The 14,722-nt window shown below is 41.5% G+C and carries 14 protein-coding genes; 7 read left to right on the plus strand and 7 right to left on the minus strand.

Features of this window, described 5'->3' with window-relative positions; genetic code table 11:
• Positions 1–64: 64 nt before the first annotated feature.
• Complete coding sequence (locus tag AT15_RS08285; RefSeq protein ID WP_068348298.1) at positions 65–1,123, minus strand: BMP family ABC transporter substrate-binding protein; 1,059 nt, start codon at positions 1,121–1,123, stop codon at positions 65–67.
• A gap of 235 nt (positions 1,124–1,358) precedes the next feature.
• Between AT15_RS08285 and AT15_RS08290 the strand changes: the two genes are divergently transcribed.
• Positions 1,359–2,546, plus strand: a complete 1,188-nt coding sequence (locus AT15_RS08290; protein WP_068348300.1) for a trans-sulfuration enzyme family protein — start codon at positions 1,359–1,361, stop codon at positions 2,544–2,546.
• 1 nt (position 2,547) lies between these two features.
• On the plus strand, positions 2,548–3,498 hold the full coding sequence (locus AT15_RS08295) for an MDR/zinc-dependent alcohol dehydrogenase-like family protein (protein WP_068348303.1): 951 nt from the start codon (positions 2,548–2,550) through the stop codon (positions 3,496–3,498).
• Between the two features lie 9 nt (positions 3,499–3,507).
• On the opposite strand, the gene AT15_RS08300 is transcribed toward AT15_RS08295, so the two are convergent.
• Positions 3,508–4,341, minus strand: a complete 834-nt coding sequence (locus tag AT15_RS08300) for an NHL repeat-containing protein (protein ID WP_068348305.1) — start codon at positions 4,339–4,341, stop codon at positions 3,508–3,510.
• Positions 4,342–4,622: 281 nt separating this feature from the next.
• Between AT15_RS08300 and AT15_RS08305 the strand changes: the two genes are divergently transcribed.
• On the plus strand, positions 4,623–6,383 hold the full coding sequence (locus AT15_RS08305; protein ID WP_068348307.1) for an ABC transporter ATP-binding protein: 1,761 nt from the start codon (positions 4,623–4,625) through the stop codon (positions 6,381–6,383).
• Here the strand turns inward: AT15_RS08305 and AT15_RS08310 are convergent, their stop codons facing one another.
• Entirely contained in the window at positions 6,384–7,193 is an 810-nt protein-coding gene (locus AT15_RS08310; protein ID WP_068348309.1) for an ABC transporter permease subunit, read from the minus strand.
• Positions 7,190–8,065: an ABC transporter ATP-binding protein gene (locus tag AT15_RS08315; protein ID WP_068348311.1), complete on the minus strand. Its 876-nt coding sequence runs from the start codon at positions 8,063–8,065 to the stop codon at positions 7,190–7,192. Before AT15_RS08315 ends, AT15_RS08310 begins: the two co-directional genes overlap by 4 nt.
• A 227-nt stretch (positions 8,066–8,292) precedes the next feature.
• On the opposite strand from AT15_RS08315, the gene AT15_RS08320 reads away from it, so the two are divergent.
• Together AT15_RS08320 and AT15_RS08325 are read left to right on the plus strand one after the other, a co-directional pair.
• Entirely contained in the window at positions 8,293–9,339 is a 1,047-nt protein-coding gene (locus AT15_RS08320) for a hypothetical protein (RefSeq protein WP_068348313.1), read from the plus strand.
• Positions 9,340–9,469: 130 nt separating this feature from the next.
• Entirely contained in the window at positions 9,470–9,679 is a 210-nt protein-coding gene (locus tag AT15_RS08325) for a hypothetical protein (protein WP_235598540.1), read from the plus strand.
• Between the two features lie 23 nt (positions 9,680–9,702).
• Here AT15_RS08325 and AT15_RS08330 read toward each other — a convergent pair whose 3' ends face one another.
• The 3 genes from AT15_RS08330 to AT15_RS08340 all read right to left on the minus strand — a co-directional run bounded on the left by AT15_RS08330 (position 9,703) and on the right by AT15_RS08340 (position 11,708).
• A complete protein-coding gene (locus AT15_RS08330; protein WP_068348315.1) occupies positions 9,703–10,557 on the minus strand; it encodes a DUF4438 domain-containing protein in 855 nt (284 codons plus the stop codon).
• Between the two features lie 29 nt (positions 10,558–10,586).
• A complete protein-coding gene (locus tag AT15_RS08335; RefSeq protein WP_068348317.1) occupies positions 10,587–10,922 on the minus strand; it encodes a DUF3795 domain-containing protein in 336 nt (111 codons plus the stop codon).
• Between the two features lie 84 nt (positions 10,923–11,006).
• Positions 11,007–11,708 carry a Crp/Fnr family transcriptional regulator gene (locus AT15_RS08340; protein ID WP_084251656.1) on the minus strand — a complete coding sequence of 234 codons (702 nt, stop codon included), beginning with the start codon at positions 11,706–11,708 and terminating at the stop codon, positions 11,007–11,009.
• A gap of 76 nt (positions 11,709–11,784) precedes the next feature.
• Here AT15_RS08340 and AT15_RS08345 point away from each other — a divergent pair, with 76 nt between their 5' ends.
• Both AT15_RS08345 and hcp read left to right on the plus strand, forming a co-directional pair.
• Entirely contained in the window at positions 11,785–12,957 is a 1,173-nt protein-coding gene (locus tag AT15_RS08345) for a DUF438 domain-containing protein (RefSeq protein WP_068348321.1), read from the plus strand.
• 3 nt (positions 12,958–12,960) lie between these two features.
• Entirely contained in the window at positions 12,961–14,631 is a 1,671-nt protein-coding gene (gene hcp / locus AT15_RS08350) for a hydroxylamine reductase (protein ID WP_201029955.1), read from the plus strand.
• Positions 14,632–14,722 lie beyond the last annotated feature (91 nt).

A 14,722-nucleotide genomic window follows, 5' to 3' on the forward strand; every position in this document is an offset into this window, starting at 1 on the left:
TGTAAATATCGAATCAATAAACGAAAGGGCCTCCCGGCCCTTTCAATTATTATTACTGCCCAGATTATTTTGGAATCACACCTACCACGTTATCCACGAACCAGTCCATGCCTAAAAGTTCGCCATCAGAGAGAACATCACCGGCAGGGACTCTCAGGTTTCCATCCTGGTCGTATAGCGGTCCGCTGAAGGGATGGAACTTGCCTTCGATGATGGCTTCCTTGAAAACGGAGACAAGCTTTTTGACGGTATCGGGAACGAGATCGCTGATATGTATATCCACAACTCCATCAGCCATGCCGCCCCAGTACTGTTCGTTCTTCCATGTGCCATTCATTACATCTCTTATTACCTTTTCATAATAAGGGCCCCAATTCCATATTGGCGCACCAAGATAGGCCTTGGGAGCGAATTCACCCATATCGCTATTATATCCAACAGAGTAAGCGCCATACTGCTGGGCTGCCTGCTGGGGGGCAGGGGAATCCTGATGCTGTGCAATTACGTCTGCTCCCATATCAAGCAGGGAAATCGCTGCTTCTTTTTCCATAGCGGGGTCATACCAGGTGTTTGACCAGATAACGTGAACCTTTGCTTGAGGATTTACATATTTGACACCAAGGGCAAAGGCGTTAATTCCCCTTATGACCTCAGGAATTGGATGAGCTGCCACGTATCCTATGATGTTGCTTTTGGTCATTATACCTGCTATAAGCCCGGAAAGAAATCGCGGTTCATACATCCGCCCGAAATATGTGCCCGCGTTTTCGGCTGTTTTGTAACCGGAACAATGCATGAAGATAGTCTTTGGATACTTTTTGGCCACATTTATAACTGGATCCATATAACCAAAGCTTGTGGCGAAAATTAAATCGTAGCCTCGTTGAGCATAATTTCTCAGTACACTTTCGGATTCTGCACCTTCCGGAACGCTTTCAATGTAGTTTGTTACAATATCACTTCCAAAGACTTTCTCTACATATTGCCTTCCAAGATCGTGGGCATAAGTCCAGCCAGCATCGCCAACAGGTCCTACATAAATAAAAGCGACTTTCAACGCTCTTGCGGTAACGAAAGAAGTGACCAGCATGATCAAGAGCAACAGGATCACATGTCTCTTCATCGTTAAACCCCCCTCTGTGTATTGGTGTCGAACATTTGGATTATACATTTTTTGGGCTTCGTTAACCAAATAACCCTTTACTTACATTTCTATACCTTTTGTAAAATTGTGCTTCGGATTTAATATGCACTGTTTTGTGTATACTATAATAGAAAAAGCTATGAAAGCTTCATCTGTATAGCATAATGTCTTTTTAAGTCCACTTTCATTGGACAAAGGAAGGGAAGGATTTGCTATGGAAGATAGAGATATGAAGTTCGATACCCTTGCAATCCATGCTGCAGAACAGCACGACCAGAACCAGTCGCTGAACAGTCCGATATATATGACTTCCACTTTTACCTTTACAGATTTGCAACAGGCAGACGACACTTTTAGTTTCAAAAGAAGGGCATACGTTTACACACGCGGGGGAAATCCCACCATAAACCTGTTTGAGCAAAGAATGGCCGCACTCGAAGGCGGTGCAGATGGGGTGGCGTTTGCTTCTGGTATGGCTGCGATAACATCCGTTATCATGTCTTTTGCGAAAAGTGGTGATGAAATCATTGCGCATAGAAACCTTTATGGTTCTGCTTTTGGCACGTTGAAGCATTTGTTGCCCGATTACGGCGTCAGAACGAAATTCGTGAACATGACTGTCCCCGAGGAGCTAAAAGAAGCTATCACAGAAAACAGCAAAGTCTTTTACCTTGAAACTCCAACAAATCCCTCCATGGAGATTATAGACCTTGAAACCGTCGTGAAAATAGCATCAAAAGCAGGGATTAAAGTTGTTGTAGATAATACCTTTGCATCACCCTATCTGCAAAGGCCACTTGAGTACGGGGTGGATGTTGTGGTGCACAGCGCTACCAAGTACATTTCCGGTCACGGCGATGCGGTTGGCGGAGTCGCTGTGTCAAAAGACCAGGATTACATAAATAAGCTTAAATTCGGTTACATGTGCGAGCTCGGAGGGGTTATGAGCCCCTTCAACGCGTGGCTCCTGTTGAGGGGGTTGAAGACGCTTCCACTAAGAATGGAAAGGCACGCGAGTAATGCAAGAAAGATAGCACATTTTCTCGTAAAGCACCCCCTTGTTGAAAGGGTTATGTATCCGGGACTGGAAAGCCACCCCGGCCACGAGATTGCCAGAAAACAGATGAAGGATTTTGGAGGCATAGTCAGTTTTGATCTTAAAGGAAACCTCGAAAGGGCAAAAAGCTTTGTTGAAAACCTTAAGCTCCTGAAACTCGCTGTTAGCCTTGGTGATGCGGAGACACTCGTGGAAATTCCTGCACTTATGACCCACCGCGACTACCTCGAAGAGGAATTGATAAAATTTGGGTTTTTGAAGAAGACCATAAGGATATCAGCCGGCCTGGAACATCCCGATGATATCATAGCTGATATAAAACAGGCTCTTGAGAAGGTGAGTTGAGTTGAAAGCCCTTTACTACAACAATTACCTTGAATTGATAGATGTACCGGAACCGGCATTGGATAAAGGAGAAGCGTTGATAAAAATCCTTTATGCCGGCATTTGCAATACCGATTTAGAAATCCTTAAGGGATACATGGGGTTTAAGGGAATACCGGGACATGAATTTGTAGGTGAAGTTGTCAAAGCCCCTGCCAATGAAGCGCTTGTTGGGAAACGCGTGGTGGGTGAAATAAACATCGCCTGCGGCCGTTGCGATATGTGCCTGGCGGGCAAAAGAAAGCATTGCCGAAACATAAGAACACTGGGAATAAACAACTACAACGGTGTTTTTGCTGAATATGCAAAGCTTCCCATTGAAAACCTGCATCTTATTCCGGACGAAATCCCCGACACAGCTGCAACCCTTGTTGAACCTCTTGCTGCTGCATTTCAAGTGCTGGAGCAAGCTCATATAAAGCCCACTGATAGTGTTTGTGTCATAGGGGATGGTAAACTCGGGCTGTTGATCAGCATTGTTCTTGAGTATAAAGGGATTCGGCACATTCTGATAGGGAAACACCCCGAAAGGGCAAAAGAGATAATCCCTGAAGTCCAAACACACCTACCTTTTGAACTGAAAGGATTAGAAAATTCTTTTGACGTTGTAATTGAAGCGACGGGAAATGCAAAGGGCTTCACCTCAGCTATTGAATTTACCAAGCCCATGGGAACGCTTGTGCTCAAAAGCACCTTCGCAGCTGGGGAAAGCTTGAACCTATCCCCTGTGGTGGTAAAAGAACTTAACATCACAGGTTCCCGCTGTGGCCCCTTTGAACCGGCTATTAAATTTTTGACAGAGCACCATGAAAGGCTCAATAAGATGATAAGCGGTATTTTCCCGCTCAATGAATACCAGAAAGCCTTTGATACTGCCAAAGGGTCGTTGAAGGTATTGCTGAGGGTGGGCTGACTTTTTCAGTTAAAAAAGTACATTATAGGTGATTTTATATAACCCTTGTGGGTAGTTAAGATCGGCTATTTTGGTTAATTCTCCAGATTCCATATTGTAGCTGTAAAAGCCATTGCCGAAGTTAGAGACAAAATACAGAATGCTTTCCTCCGCAACAATACCGGTAACATGTGCCGGGAAACCATCATCTATTAACACCGGATCGGTAGAAGCGCTGAATTTATAAATCGCGTTTCCAGCAGAGGTGTATATATAGTAAGAATCTTCGTGCTTGGCGAAAACTCCCAGCCATCCAAAATCAAAAGATTTGAATATTTCTGCTGTTCCATCTGAAATATTAACTTTGATCACATTATTGTAGCCATCCTCAGATAACAGGAACGTGTTATTGTCCAGGAATATTCCATAAGCACTTTGAAGAATAACTGGATTGCCACTAAATTCGATGGTTTTAATGAAATTTCCATCATAATCATAAAAGTCTATATCATCTGTGTCGTTGTGCACGGATGCTATTATCCCAAATCCAGCGTAGATATACCCCCCTGTCAATGAATCATACGTTCTTAGAAGAAGGAATTTCCCGGATGAATAGTCATAAATTTCATTCAATGTAAAGAGGAGTTTTGCTTCGTTGTCAACGCAAAAAGAGTGAGCTTTAATTCCTGTTGTAAAGGAGCCTTCATTGGAGATTTCAATAATTGTGCTGTTAGCTAATGTCAAAAAACTTTCAACCGTTTTAGATGACGTATCTGTAGGGGAGCAAGAAGCTGAATGTTCCGCAAGGATAAACGTAGTTGATAATAGGATAAATATCATAAAGAAAATTCTGCTCTTTTTCATCGTATCACCCCCGATGATGAATTCATAAAAGATGATTTTGTATATAGGTAAGAGTTTAAGAAGAAACTTGAATTTGGCAAAGCATTATAGCACCAATCGCGTGAAAATCAAACATTTTTCTATTCCATGATCAAAAAAACGTTAGAAGTTTTCTAAAAATATTCAAAACCTAATTGAATTCATGGCTTTTAATTAATACTTAAAAAAGTTCGCTTTGCGAACCTTGACAGTGCCTGTTCGAAAATGTATCATCTTTTTAGTAGCCATTTAGGGGGATGTATATGCTGAAAAGATTTATTGCTTATTACAAGCCTCATCTGTTTCTCTTCTCGATTGATATGGTATGTGCTTTTTTGATTGCCGGAATAGATCTGTTTTTTCCGAGTATCACCAAAAAAGCGCTGGACCAATATATTCCGCAACGTGATTTCAACGGGCTTATTACGGTATCCATTGTTCTGGGAATTCTCTTTCTTTTCAGGGCATTTTTTACTTATGTAGTTAATTATTGGGGGCATATTGTAGGTGTGAGAATGGAATATAACATGCGGAAGGACGTTTTCTCTCACATCCAGACACTATCTTTTAGTTTCTTCGACAAAGTGCGAACGGGGAAGATAATGTCGAGGATTATAAACGATTTGAGGGATATCACTGAACTGGCTCACCATGGACCAGAAGACCTTTTCATCTCTCTTATAACTCTTGTCGGAGCCTTTATCATTCTCATGAGAACTGATTGGAGGCTCACTTTGATGATTTTCACTTATATTCCTTTCCTTGTGTGGTTTGGGATAAAGAAAAGGCAAAAGATGTCGCGGGCTTTCATGACTGAAAGAAGGCGAATTGCCGACGTCAATGCCCAGTTGGAAAACAGCATTTCCGGAATACGACTTGCAAAATCCTTTACGAATGAGGATTTTGAAAGGGAAAAATTTGACGAAGGGAACAAAAGATTTGTAGAGTCAAGGAAACGTGCTCTAAAAGCCATGGCTGAAATGTTCACAGGAGTTGACCTTCTTTCGAACATGCTCAAACTCACGGTGCTTTTGATTGGCGGTTACCTTACCTTAAAAAGAATTATCACACCCGGTTCATTGGTTGCGTACTTCTTATACGTAGAGCTGTTCTTGCAGCCAATACGAAGGCTTATGATGCTCGCACAACAATATGAGGCAGGAATGGCTGGGTTCAAAAGGTTTATTGAGATAATGGATACGAAACCCGATATTGTTGACAGGGAAGGCGCAATTGAGCTGGGAAGAGTAAGAGGGGATATTGAGATAAAGAATGTTTCGTTCTCTTATGATGGCGGCGAAAAGGTTTTAAGAAATATAAGTCTGAAAATCCCAGCTGGAAAGACCGTTGCCCTTGTGGGTCCTTCTGGTGGTGGCAAGACCACTTTATGCCATCTCATACCGAGATTTTATGAAATATCTGAAGGAGAGATTTTGATAGATGGGATAAACATAAAGGATGTAACATTGAAATCTTTAAGAAGGAATATAGGGATTGTTCAACAGGATGTTTTCCTCTTTGCTGGAACTATAAGGGATAACATCGCATATGGTAAAGGCAACGCAACCGAGGAAGAAATAGTAGAAGCGGCGAAGCGCGCAAATATACACGATTTTATTATGACACTCGAAGATGGATACGATACGTATGTTGGCGAGAGAGGAGTCAGGCTTTCCGGCGGGCAAAAGCAGAGAGTTTCAATAGCAAGGGTTTTCCTGAAAAATCCACCTATATTAATTCTCGATGAAGCAACTTCAGCGCTGGATAATGAGACCGAATTAAAAATTCAGCAATCTCTTGAAGAGCTTTCAAAAGGAAGAACCTCGCTCGTCATAGCCCACAGGCTTTCCACAATTAAGCATGCCGATGAGATTATCGTTATAACCAAAGATGGGATAATAGAACGTGGTTCCCATGAAGAATTATTGAAGTCGAAAGGTCATTATTACAGGCTTTATAAATCACAATTCAGAGGATATATCCCTGATTCTTTCGATGAAGAGCAAGCTGGCAACCTCGTCTGATTAAAGCTTTATGTCTGTCCTGCTAAAAATCAAGCCTCCCGCAAGCAGGAAAACGCCTGAAATGAGTATTATTATCAAAGAATTGCCGAGCATGATCTGATTGTTCTTTATGGTGTCTATAAGGGGAATATAACGGAAAATGCTGATTATAGACATCCATTCAAGGTTTTCGAAGCTTCTGCCCAGAGAATCCCCGAAGTACATAAAGATAATGAGCCCGATAGAAATAGAAGTGTTAAGGGAGCTTTTCTGCACAATCACCGATATCATCGTGGCAAGCGCCGCAAAGAATACCTGGACTGTAAGAGCATAGAGTCCAAAAGCATAGAGGATTCTTACGCTGTATTCCTGGGTTACAAAGGCATCGAATAACCTGATCTCAAAAAACGTGAATGTCCCGGCGAGTATTAAAATAAAGCTAAACATCACAGAGAGCTTTGAAAGAAAAACAGTCAATCGCGAACAGGGTTTGACAAGGAGATATTCAATAGTTTTTTGCTCGAATTCCTTTGAAAACATTGAACCAGCAAGCATGGACGAGAATACAGCTGATAGGATGTACACAAAGCTCATGCCTTCAGACCCGAACAACCCTTCAGGCTTTGTCAGCAATTCTGGCTCAAAGCTGAATATCTGCAAAAGCAATTTTGGCATTTTTTCTATGAATTTAAGCATTGCTTCTGATTGCTGAAGGATTTGATCTGTGAGGGGTATATACATCAAAGCAAAGGCTACAAAAATCGTTGTCCAGATTATAAATGAGCGAAGATTCCACTTAAATTCCTTTCTGTATATGTTGGCAAAGCTCATTTTTCAACCCCCTCAGCGTAAAATTCCATAAAGGATTCCTCTAAAGAGGGATTTCTTATCAGCAGGTCGTCGAATTCAAGATTTACCAGTTCATTCAGAAAGCTTCTTAGCTCCGTTCGATTTATGGAGAAGGTGAATTCTCTTCCATTATGATTGACTAGTTCATACCCGCTCAATTTTTCGGGCTTTTTAAGTCCGTATAGTGTTACCAGCTTTCTCGTATATTTGCGTATATCTTTCATTGCAAGCTCTTTGATTAAGTTCCCTTCTTTTATTACCCCAACCCTCTGGCAAAGGCGTTCAACCTCTGTCAGAACATGAGAAGAAAACAATATTATTGTCCCCTTTTCACGTTCCTTTTCAAGCAGCTCATACAGTTTGCTTTGAAGCAAAGGATCAAGCCCATTGGTGGGTTCGTCCATGATGAGGAATTTGGGCTTGTGAACAAGCGCCTGGAGAATTCCAACCTTTTTCTTGTTTCCCTGCGAAAGCTCTTTGAACTTCTTTTCAACATCAATGTTTAAGAACTCTACCAATTCTTTTTCATAATCGCTTTCGATTTGGGGATAAAAGTTTCGGTTAAATTTCAAAAACTCCTTTATCCTCATTTCCGGGTAGAAGTTAACCTCGCCAGGCAGATATCCTATTTTGTTTTTTACATGATTTAGCTCTTTCGGAATATCATGCTCACCAATTTTTACAGTGCCGGAGTCTTTGTAAAGCAACCCCAAAATAATGCGAATAGTGGTGGTTTTTCCAGCACCGTTAGGCCCGATAAGCCCGTAAATCTCCCCGGGCTTGATTGTGAAGCTGACGTCTTCCACTCCCCTATGCTTCCCATAATACTTTTTCAAGTGCTCAGCAACAAGCATTTGTCTTCCCCCTTTATAGATTCATTTTATCATTAATTGAAAGCACAGGGGAAATTTCATCTCGAGAATCCTCTTTGGATGCAAAATAAAAATCAAAATAGCGAAAATGCCAATCACTAAAAAAAGTCTAAAAACTTAGCACTTTATTCTGTACACAGTTTTTAAATTTCTATTTTTATTTGGTTCAAAAGGATAGAATTGCTAATGCAAAGAGTGGGGGGATTCCTATGGTGGTGAAAAGGTTTCTCGTAATGCTAATGGGCTTGCTTATCGCAGTTACAGCATTTTGCGAAATATCAATACTTGCGCCGGATTTTGACCTTGGACCCCTCAACATTGAAAATCCGGCGACTTTTAACAATCAGGAGTTCTGGTTTGAAGTATTGAGAGACAGTCCTGTAACCATTATGGCTGACTACGAAATCTACATAATCTTGACTTCAGGCGATGTGCTCATACCCGATAAATTTCTCGATCTATTCCTTACACATATTTTTCACTATGAAAACGGTTCATACGTTAATGAAAATATCACTCCGTGGCACCAATTTCCTGACGACGGCTCCTTTTACGTAAACGCACCTTACACCCATGAAAAATTCTGGCTAAAGCTCTTTTTCCCTTATGACTATCAAGCCAATTTTGATGACGACTGGTGCATCAGGTTCAAATCGGCAGAGTATAGGGTGGAAATCGTAATCACTATAATTCCAGAACCACCAGGCGGAGGAGGAGATGGACATGTAACATATACTCCAGGGGGTTGGGGAGCTCCTCCACATGGGAACAATCCCGGTGCATATTTACACGCCAACTTCAGCACCGCTTTCCCGGAAGGGTTGACCATAGGTGTTGAAGGAGTGGGACGCTACGTGAGATTTACCAGCGCTCAAGCAATTACGGATTATCTGCCAGCAGGTGGCACTCCAGCTACGATTAGCACTTTCTATGTTAACCCTGCAACAACGGATCTGAGCAATGAGTTAGTTACCCAGATGGTTGCTCTGGCACTGAACATTGGGTTCGATTTGTACGATCCTGATTTCGCTCCAGCAACATCAAATCTTGCAGGGCTCGTTCTTGGCTATCCGCTAAGTGTACCACCTTCTGAAAGATATATGGAAGGCATGACTGTAGCGGAAATAATGGCGCTCGCAAATCAGATTCTGGCAGGTGAATCAACAGCTTACACCCCCTCGCAGGTAACAGATGTAATTACCATTATCAATGAAAACTTTGACAACGGAACAACTGACAACGGCTATCTTCATTGATTTTTGATCTGTGAAGTTATCTTTTGATATAGCTCTCCTTCGGGAGAGCGCTTTTCATTATTGCAAAAAATATCCGTTGATTTTCATCATATTTGTGTTATATTGTATTTTGAACAGCGGAGGTGATATGGTGGAAGGCGACACTTGCCCGTATTATAGTATGTGCCCTGTTGCGAGAGCTTATGAACGCGGGGTTATCGATTCTGAGTGGGCAAATATGTATTGCAGTTCAAACTGGAAGGATTGTTCGAGGTTTCAACTTGAAGACCCGCTTTCTTACGAATTCGAAGGAGTTCTTCCAGATGGAAGCATAGATGAAGATTTAGAAAATGAATATTAAAAAGGTGAGAGAAGCTCTCACCTTTATTTTATATAATAGGATAAGTTAGCTTTCTCATCTATAACGGGAACTATGAGCTCCTTATTGGTAGTGAGAATTATTGTCACTCCCGGTCCGTGCCCGGTGATAATGCAGTCCCCATGTACTACAACCCCGATGGTTATAGCCCCTTCCATATATCCACCCAGTCCAAATGAGTTATTGTGATTTTCAATAGCTACGAAATCCCCAATACAGAGTTTATCCAATCCTAATTTTCCAATCAGTACTTTGTCGTTTGTTATAATGTCGTAATCGCCACCTGCAGGGTTTCCAGAACCTACTCCCGAGCCCATAAGGTATCCTGGAACAACAGCTTTTACAGGGAAATACAGCTTTTTATCTTTTTCCTCTACTGGTATTTTTTCAAAAAGTGCCGGGTCGATATTATACGTGCGAATCCCGGGATGATCCTCAAGAACCAAACCGTTTCCCCAACCTTTCACCTGAATTTTGTCTCCTATTGCAAGCTTTTCTTTGACATCCTGGCTGAAATGAATTAGAACGTGATTGATTCCACCGTGTTTTCCTATTACATATCCCTTTGCATCTTTAGCCTTTCCAGTTAAGACTATTGCTTCGTTGCCAATGCAGGAGTATTTTAAATAGGCGGCGTTCATCGCGTCATTGGGGTTTTTCGTTGAAACGTCCGGTTCTACATGGTCTCCGGCCATTTTATAAGCGCTGTCTCCGAGAGTGAAATTGTAGGTTATGCCTCCGGTTCCCGGGAAGAGCCATGGCGTACCATCAATTGCCAATCTGAAAGGAGCCCTGGTAACTGGATGCGCCACTTCTCCAGATACAGAAATTTTCACCACCCTGTCCTTATTGGTTCTCATGCAATCCCTCCCATATATATCATTATTGATCAAAATCTCTTTCTGATATCTTCAAGGTTTTTCTTTGCTTCCGGGACCTGATCGAAGAATTCAGAAAGCATTTGACAGGGAAATTCGGAACAATATGCGCAGTTCTTTACTCTTTTCCCCCGAGCGCATTTACGAATTGAACATTCATAGCAGTGAGAAAACAACACATTTCCTTCACTCAAACAACCTTCACAATTGATATCCTCAGGCTTAATATCGGCGTTGAACATCTCAGACCATTCTTTTGCGGTTTCTTTTCTTTTGGCATCATCATTGTTTATTGTGGCTATATATGCGGGACATTCAATGCAATTGATTCCACAGCAAGCTATCATTTATCTCCTCCCCCTTTATAATTAGTGAAACAGAACAATCATTACCAGTATACAACCAGCGTCCCAGGTTAGTGCAAAATCGGGTTATTCTCTTTCTCCAAGCTTTCTCAAAGCATTTTTGTTTATCAGCTTCACCCTTTTGCCTTCTTGAATTATCATGCCCTCTTTAGCAAGTTCGGAAAAGGCTCTTGAAAGGGAAGGTCTTGTTACTCCAAAAAAGCTTGCCAGTTCATCTTTGGTAATTTCAAGAGTGAGTTCACTCTTTCCGGCGGCTTTTTCAAGAAGGTATTGAGACAGTTTTTCTTTCAGTGAATTTAAAGAAAAGAAATACACTTTCTTTGCCAGCAATGTGACCCTGTCACCCATATCTTTCAGCAATCCTCTCAGGAACTTTTCCTTTGTCATGCATAATTCCAAAATTAGCTCTTTTTTCATGGAAAGCATTACCGTTTTATCAGAAGCGACGATATCCACAGGCATTGTGGGTTCGGAAGAAAAAAGTATTGCACTGGCTAAAATAGATGGAGCTTCTATCTTTTCCAGCACCACTCTTTTGCCTTCCGTATCCTGCATTTCGGTAGATACTTTCCCTTTTAGCAGAAGCAAAAGAGCGTTACATTTGTCTCCCCTATGCTTTATTATTTCTCCCATACTATAATGTTCAAGCCATGATCCGTTTTTTCTGAAAAGGGCTTCGAGTTCACCTACGTTAAATTCTTCAAAAGGCTTAAGCCTGGAGAGATTTACAATAAGGTCATTCACGAGTATTCCCCACCTTCGTAACATATGTTACCGCAAGTAGTTTCCAATGAGATTATACTTTAGTTGATGAGAAATTCCAACCAAAAAAGGAGGAATTAGAATGTTAGACAACAGCGAGAAACGGGAAATGTTGAAGAAAATGCTAAAAAAATTACACAATAATCCCGAAAAACTCGAAAGCATAAAAACACAATTTTCTGGACTAATAAGAGAATTAACACCTGTGGATATTTCCAGAGTGGAACAGGAATTGATAGAAGAAGGAATTCCTGCGGAAAGCATTCAGCTAATGTGCGATGCCCATCTGGAACTTTTCAAGAAGGCGATCGTTGAGGACGAAATCGAAGTAGAGCCCTGGCATCCCATTCATATCCTTGTTGAAGAGCACAGGGATATGATGAATCAATTTGACAATTTCAGAAAATTCATGTTGGAAAAGATAGAAAATATTGGAGAAATGCTCTCCAAAACATTGGAATATTTTGATCAATTGGAGCTCTATTTTCTGAAAGAGGAAAACGGGCTCTTTCCTTTTATAGAAAAGCACGGTGTCGTACAACCGCCTGCGATTATGTGGAAAGAGCATGACCAGCTAAGAGAATGGAGAAAAGAATTAAAAAGACTTTCTGAAAATCCTCATGAAAACCATAAAGAAATTGCAAATCTGGCTCTTGCAATTACCGAGCTTTTAACTGACCATGTTTATAAAGAACACAAAGTGCTATTTCCAACGGCTCTGAAACTGGTATCTCCTGAAGAGTGGAAAGAGGCAAGGAAAGCTTTTGATGAAATCGGATATTTCTCTTACAAACCTTCACCCTTTTATCTTGAAAACCAGGTCCCTCAAATTTCCGAAAGCTTGATAAACCTTGGCAGTGGCTATATGACCCCGGAGCAGCTAAAACTCATGCTGGATCATTTGCCCTTCGACATTACCTTTGTGGATGAAACGGACACGGTGAAATTTTTCAGCGAAAATCCGGAAAGGATTTTCACCAGAACCAGGGCTATTGTTGGCAGGAAAGTTCAAAATTGCCACCCGCCAAAAAGCGTTGATATTGTGAACAAAATTCTGAAAGACTTCAAAGAAAGAAAGAGAAATGATGCGGATTTTTGGTTGAAGCTTGGCGATAAGTATATCTACATAAAATATATTGCGATTCGTGATTCAGCGGGGAAATATATCGGAACGCTGGAAGTTTCTCAAAACATTGCGCCTATTCAAAAGATCTCAGGTGAAAAAAGAATTTACGATGAAAAGAAGGAGGTATAAGAAATGAGCATGTTCTGTTATCAGTGTTCAGAGGCATCAAAGGGTACAGGCTGTACAATCAGCGGAGTTTGTGGAAAGAGCCCCGGTGTCGCTCATTTGCAGGATTTTCTTGTATGGCTGCTGAAAGGGCTTTCATATTGGGCGGTTAAAGCAAGAAAACTCGGTTTGACCGACCAGGAAGCGGATCTTTATGTTGCAGAAGGGCTTTTTACCACCATAACAAACGTTAATTTTGATCCAGAAAGCCTTGGGGCGAAAATCGAAAAAGCTCTTAAAATAATAGACAGAGTAAAAGAGGCTTTTCTCAACGCTTACAGAGAAAAGGAAGGCATTGATTTCAACGAAGAAGTACCCGAAGCCGCATCCTGGAATATACCCGGTGGATTGGAGATCTGGGAACTTAAAGGAGCGGAAGTCGGAGTTTTATCGACGAAAGATGAAGATATTCGTTCTTTGAGAGAACTCCTCATTTATGGGTTAAAAGGTATAGCAGCTTATACAGACCACGCGTATATATTAAAACATTCCGATATTTCAATACTTGAGTTTATTGAAGAAGGGCTTGCAGCCACACTCGATGATTCATTAACTGCACAGGATTACATTTCTCTGGTGCTAAAAGCCGGTGAATTTGCAGTCAAAGCAATGGCACTTCTCGATCAGGCAAATACCAGCGCTTATGGGCACCCTGAAATAACAGAAGTTTATACGGGCACGTACGCGGGTCCTGCCATTCTCGTAAGCGGACATGATCTCCTGGACCTTGAAGAAATACTCAAACAAACTGAAGGAACCGGGATAAGAGTTTATACGCATGGCGAAATGCTACCTGCCCATGCCTATCCCGGACTTAAAAAATACAAACATCTCGCTGGCAATTATGGTTCTGCCTGGCACAACCAGCAAAGGGAATTTGCAGCATTTAACGGTGCAATTGTCATGACAACCAATTGTATGCAAAAGCCCCTGGATAGCTACAAAGACAGGATATTCACCACCGGGCTTGTCGGCTGGCCCGGGGTAAAGCATATTCCCAATAGAACAGATGGACAGCCCAAGGATTTCTCGCCGGTTATTGAAAAGGCCTTGAGCCTGAAAGGGCTTGAAGAAAAGCCTGGAAAGAAAATCGTGATTGGTTTTGCTCACAACCAAACCCTCGCATTAGCCGAAAAAATCATAGACGCTGTAAAGAGTGGAAAATTGAACAGATTTGTTGTCATGGCCGGTTGCGATGGACGCATAAAAGAAAGAGAGTACTATACAGAATTGGCAAAGGAATTGCCGGGTGATACAGCCATTTTAACAGCGGGTTGTGCAAAGTACCGCTACAATATGCTTGACCTTGGCGACATTGATGGTATTCCAAGAATTATTGACGCAGGGCAGTGCAATGATTCCTATTCTCTGGTTGTAACTGCCCTCAAGTTGAAAGAAGCCTTTGGCCTAAAAGATATCAACGACCTTCCTATATCATACGATATTGCCTGGTATGAGCAAAAAGCCGTTACGGTTCTTCTTGCACTGCTGCATCTTGGTGTTAAAGGGATAAGGCTTGGGCCGGTCCTTCCTGCTTTTCTCTCTGAGAATGTTGTCAAGGTCCTTGTGGAGAATTTTGATATCAAACCCATTTCTGATGTTAAGCAAGACCTTGAATTAATTCTGAAAGGCATGTAATAAGCAGGGGCATTGGCCTCTGCTTTTTTATCCTATTTGCTTTCGAGCCTATTTAATTTCCAATGAAATTACCATGCAAAAGAATATAATT

This window comes from Kosmotoga arenicorallina S304 (assembly GCF_001636545.1).
Classification (GTDB): Bacteria; Thermotogota; Thermotogae; order Petrotogales; family Kosmotogaceae; genus Kosmotoga_B; species Kosmotoga_B arenicorallina.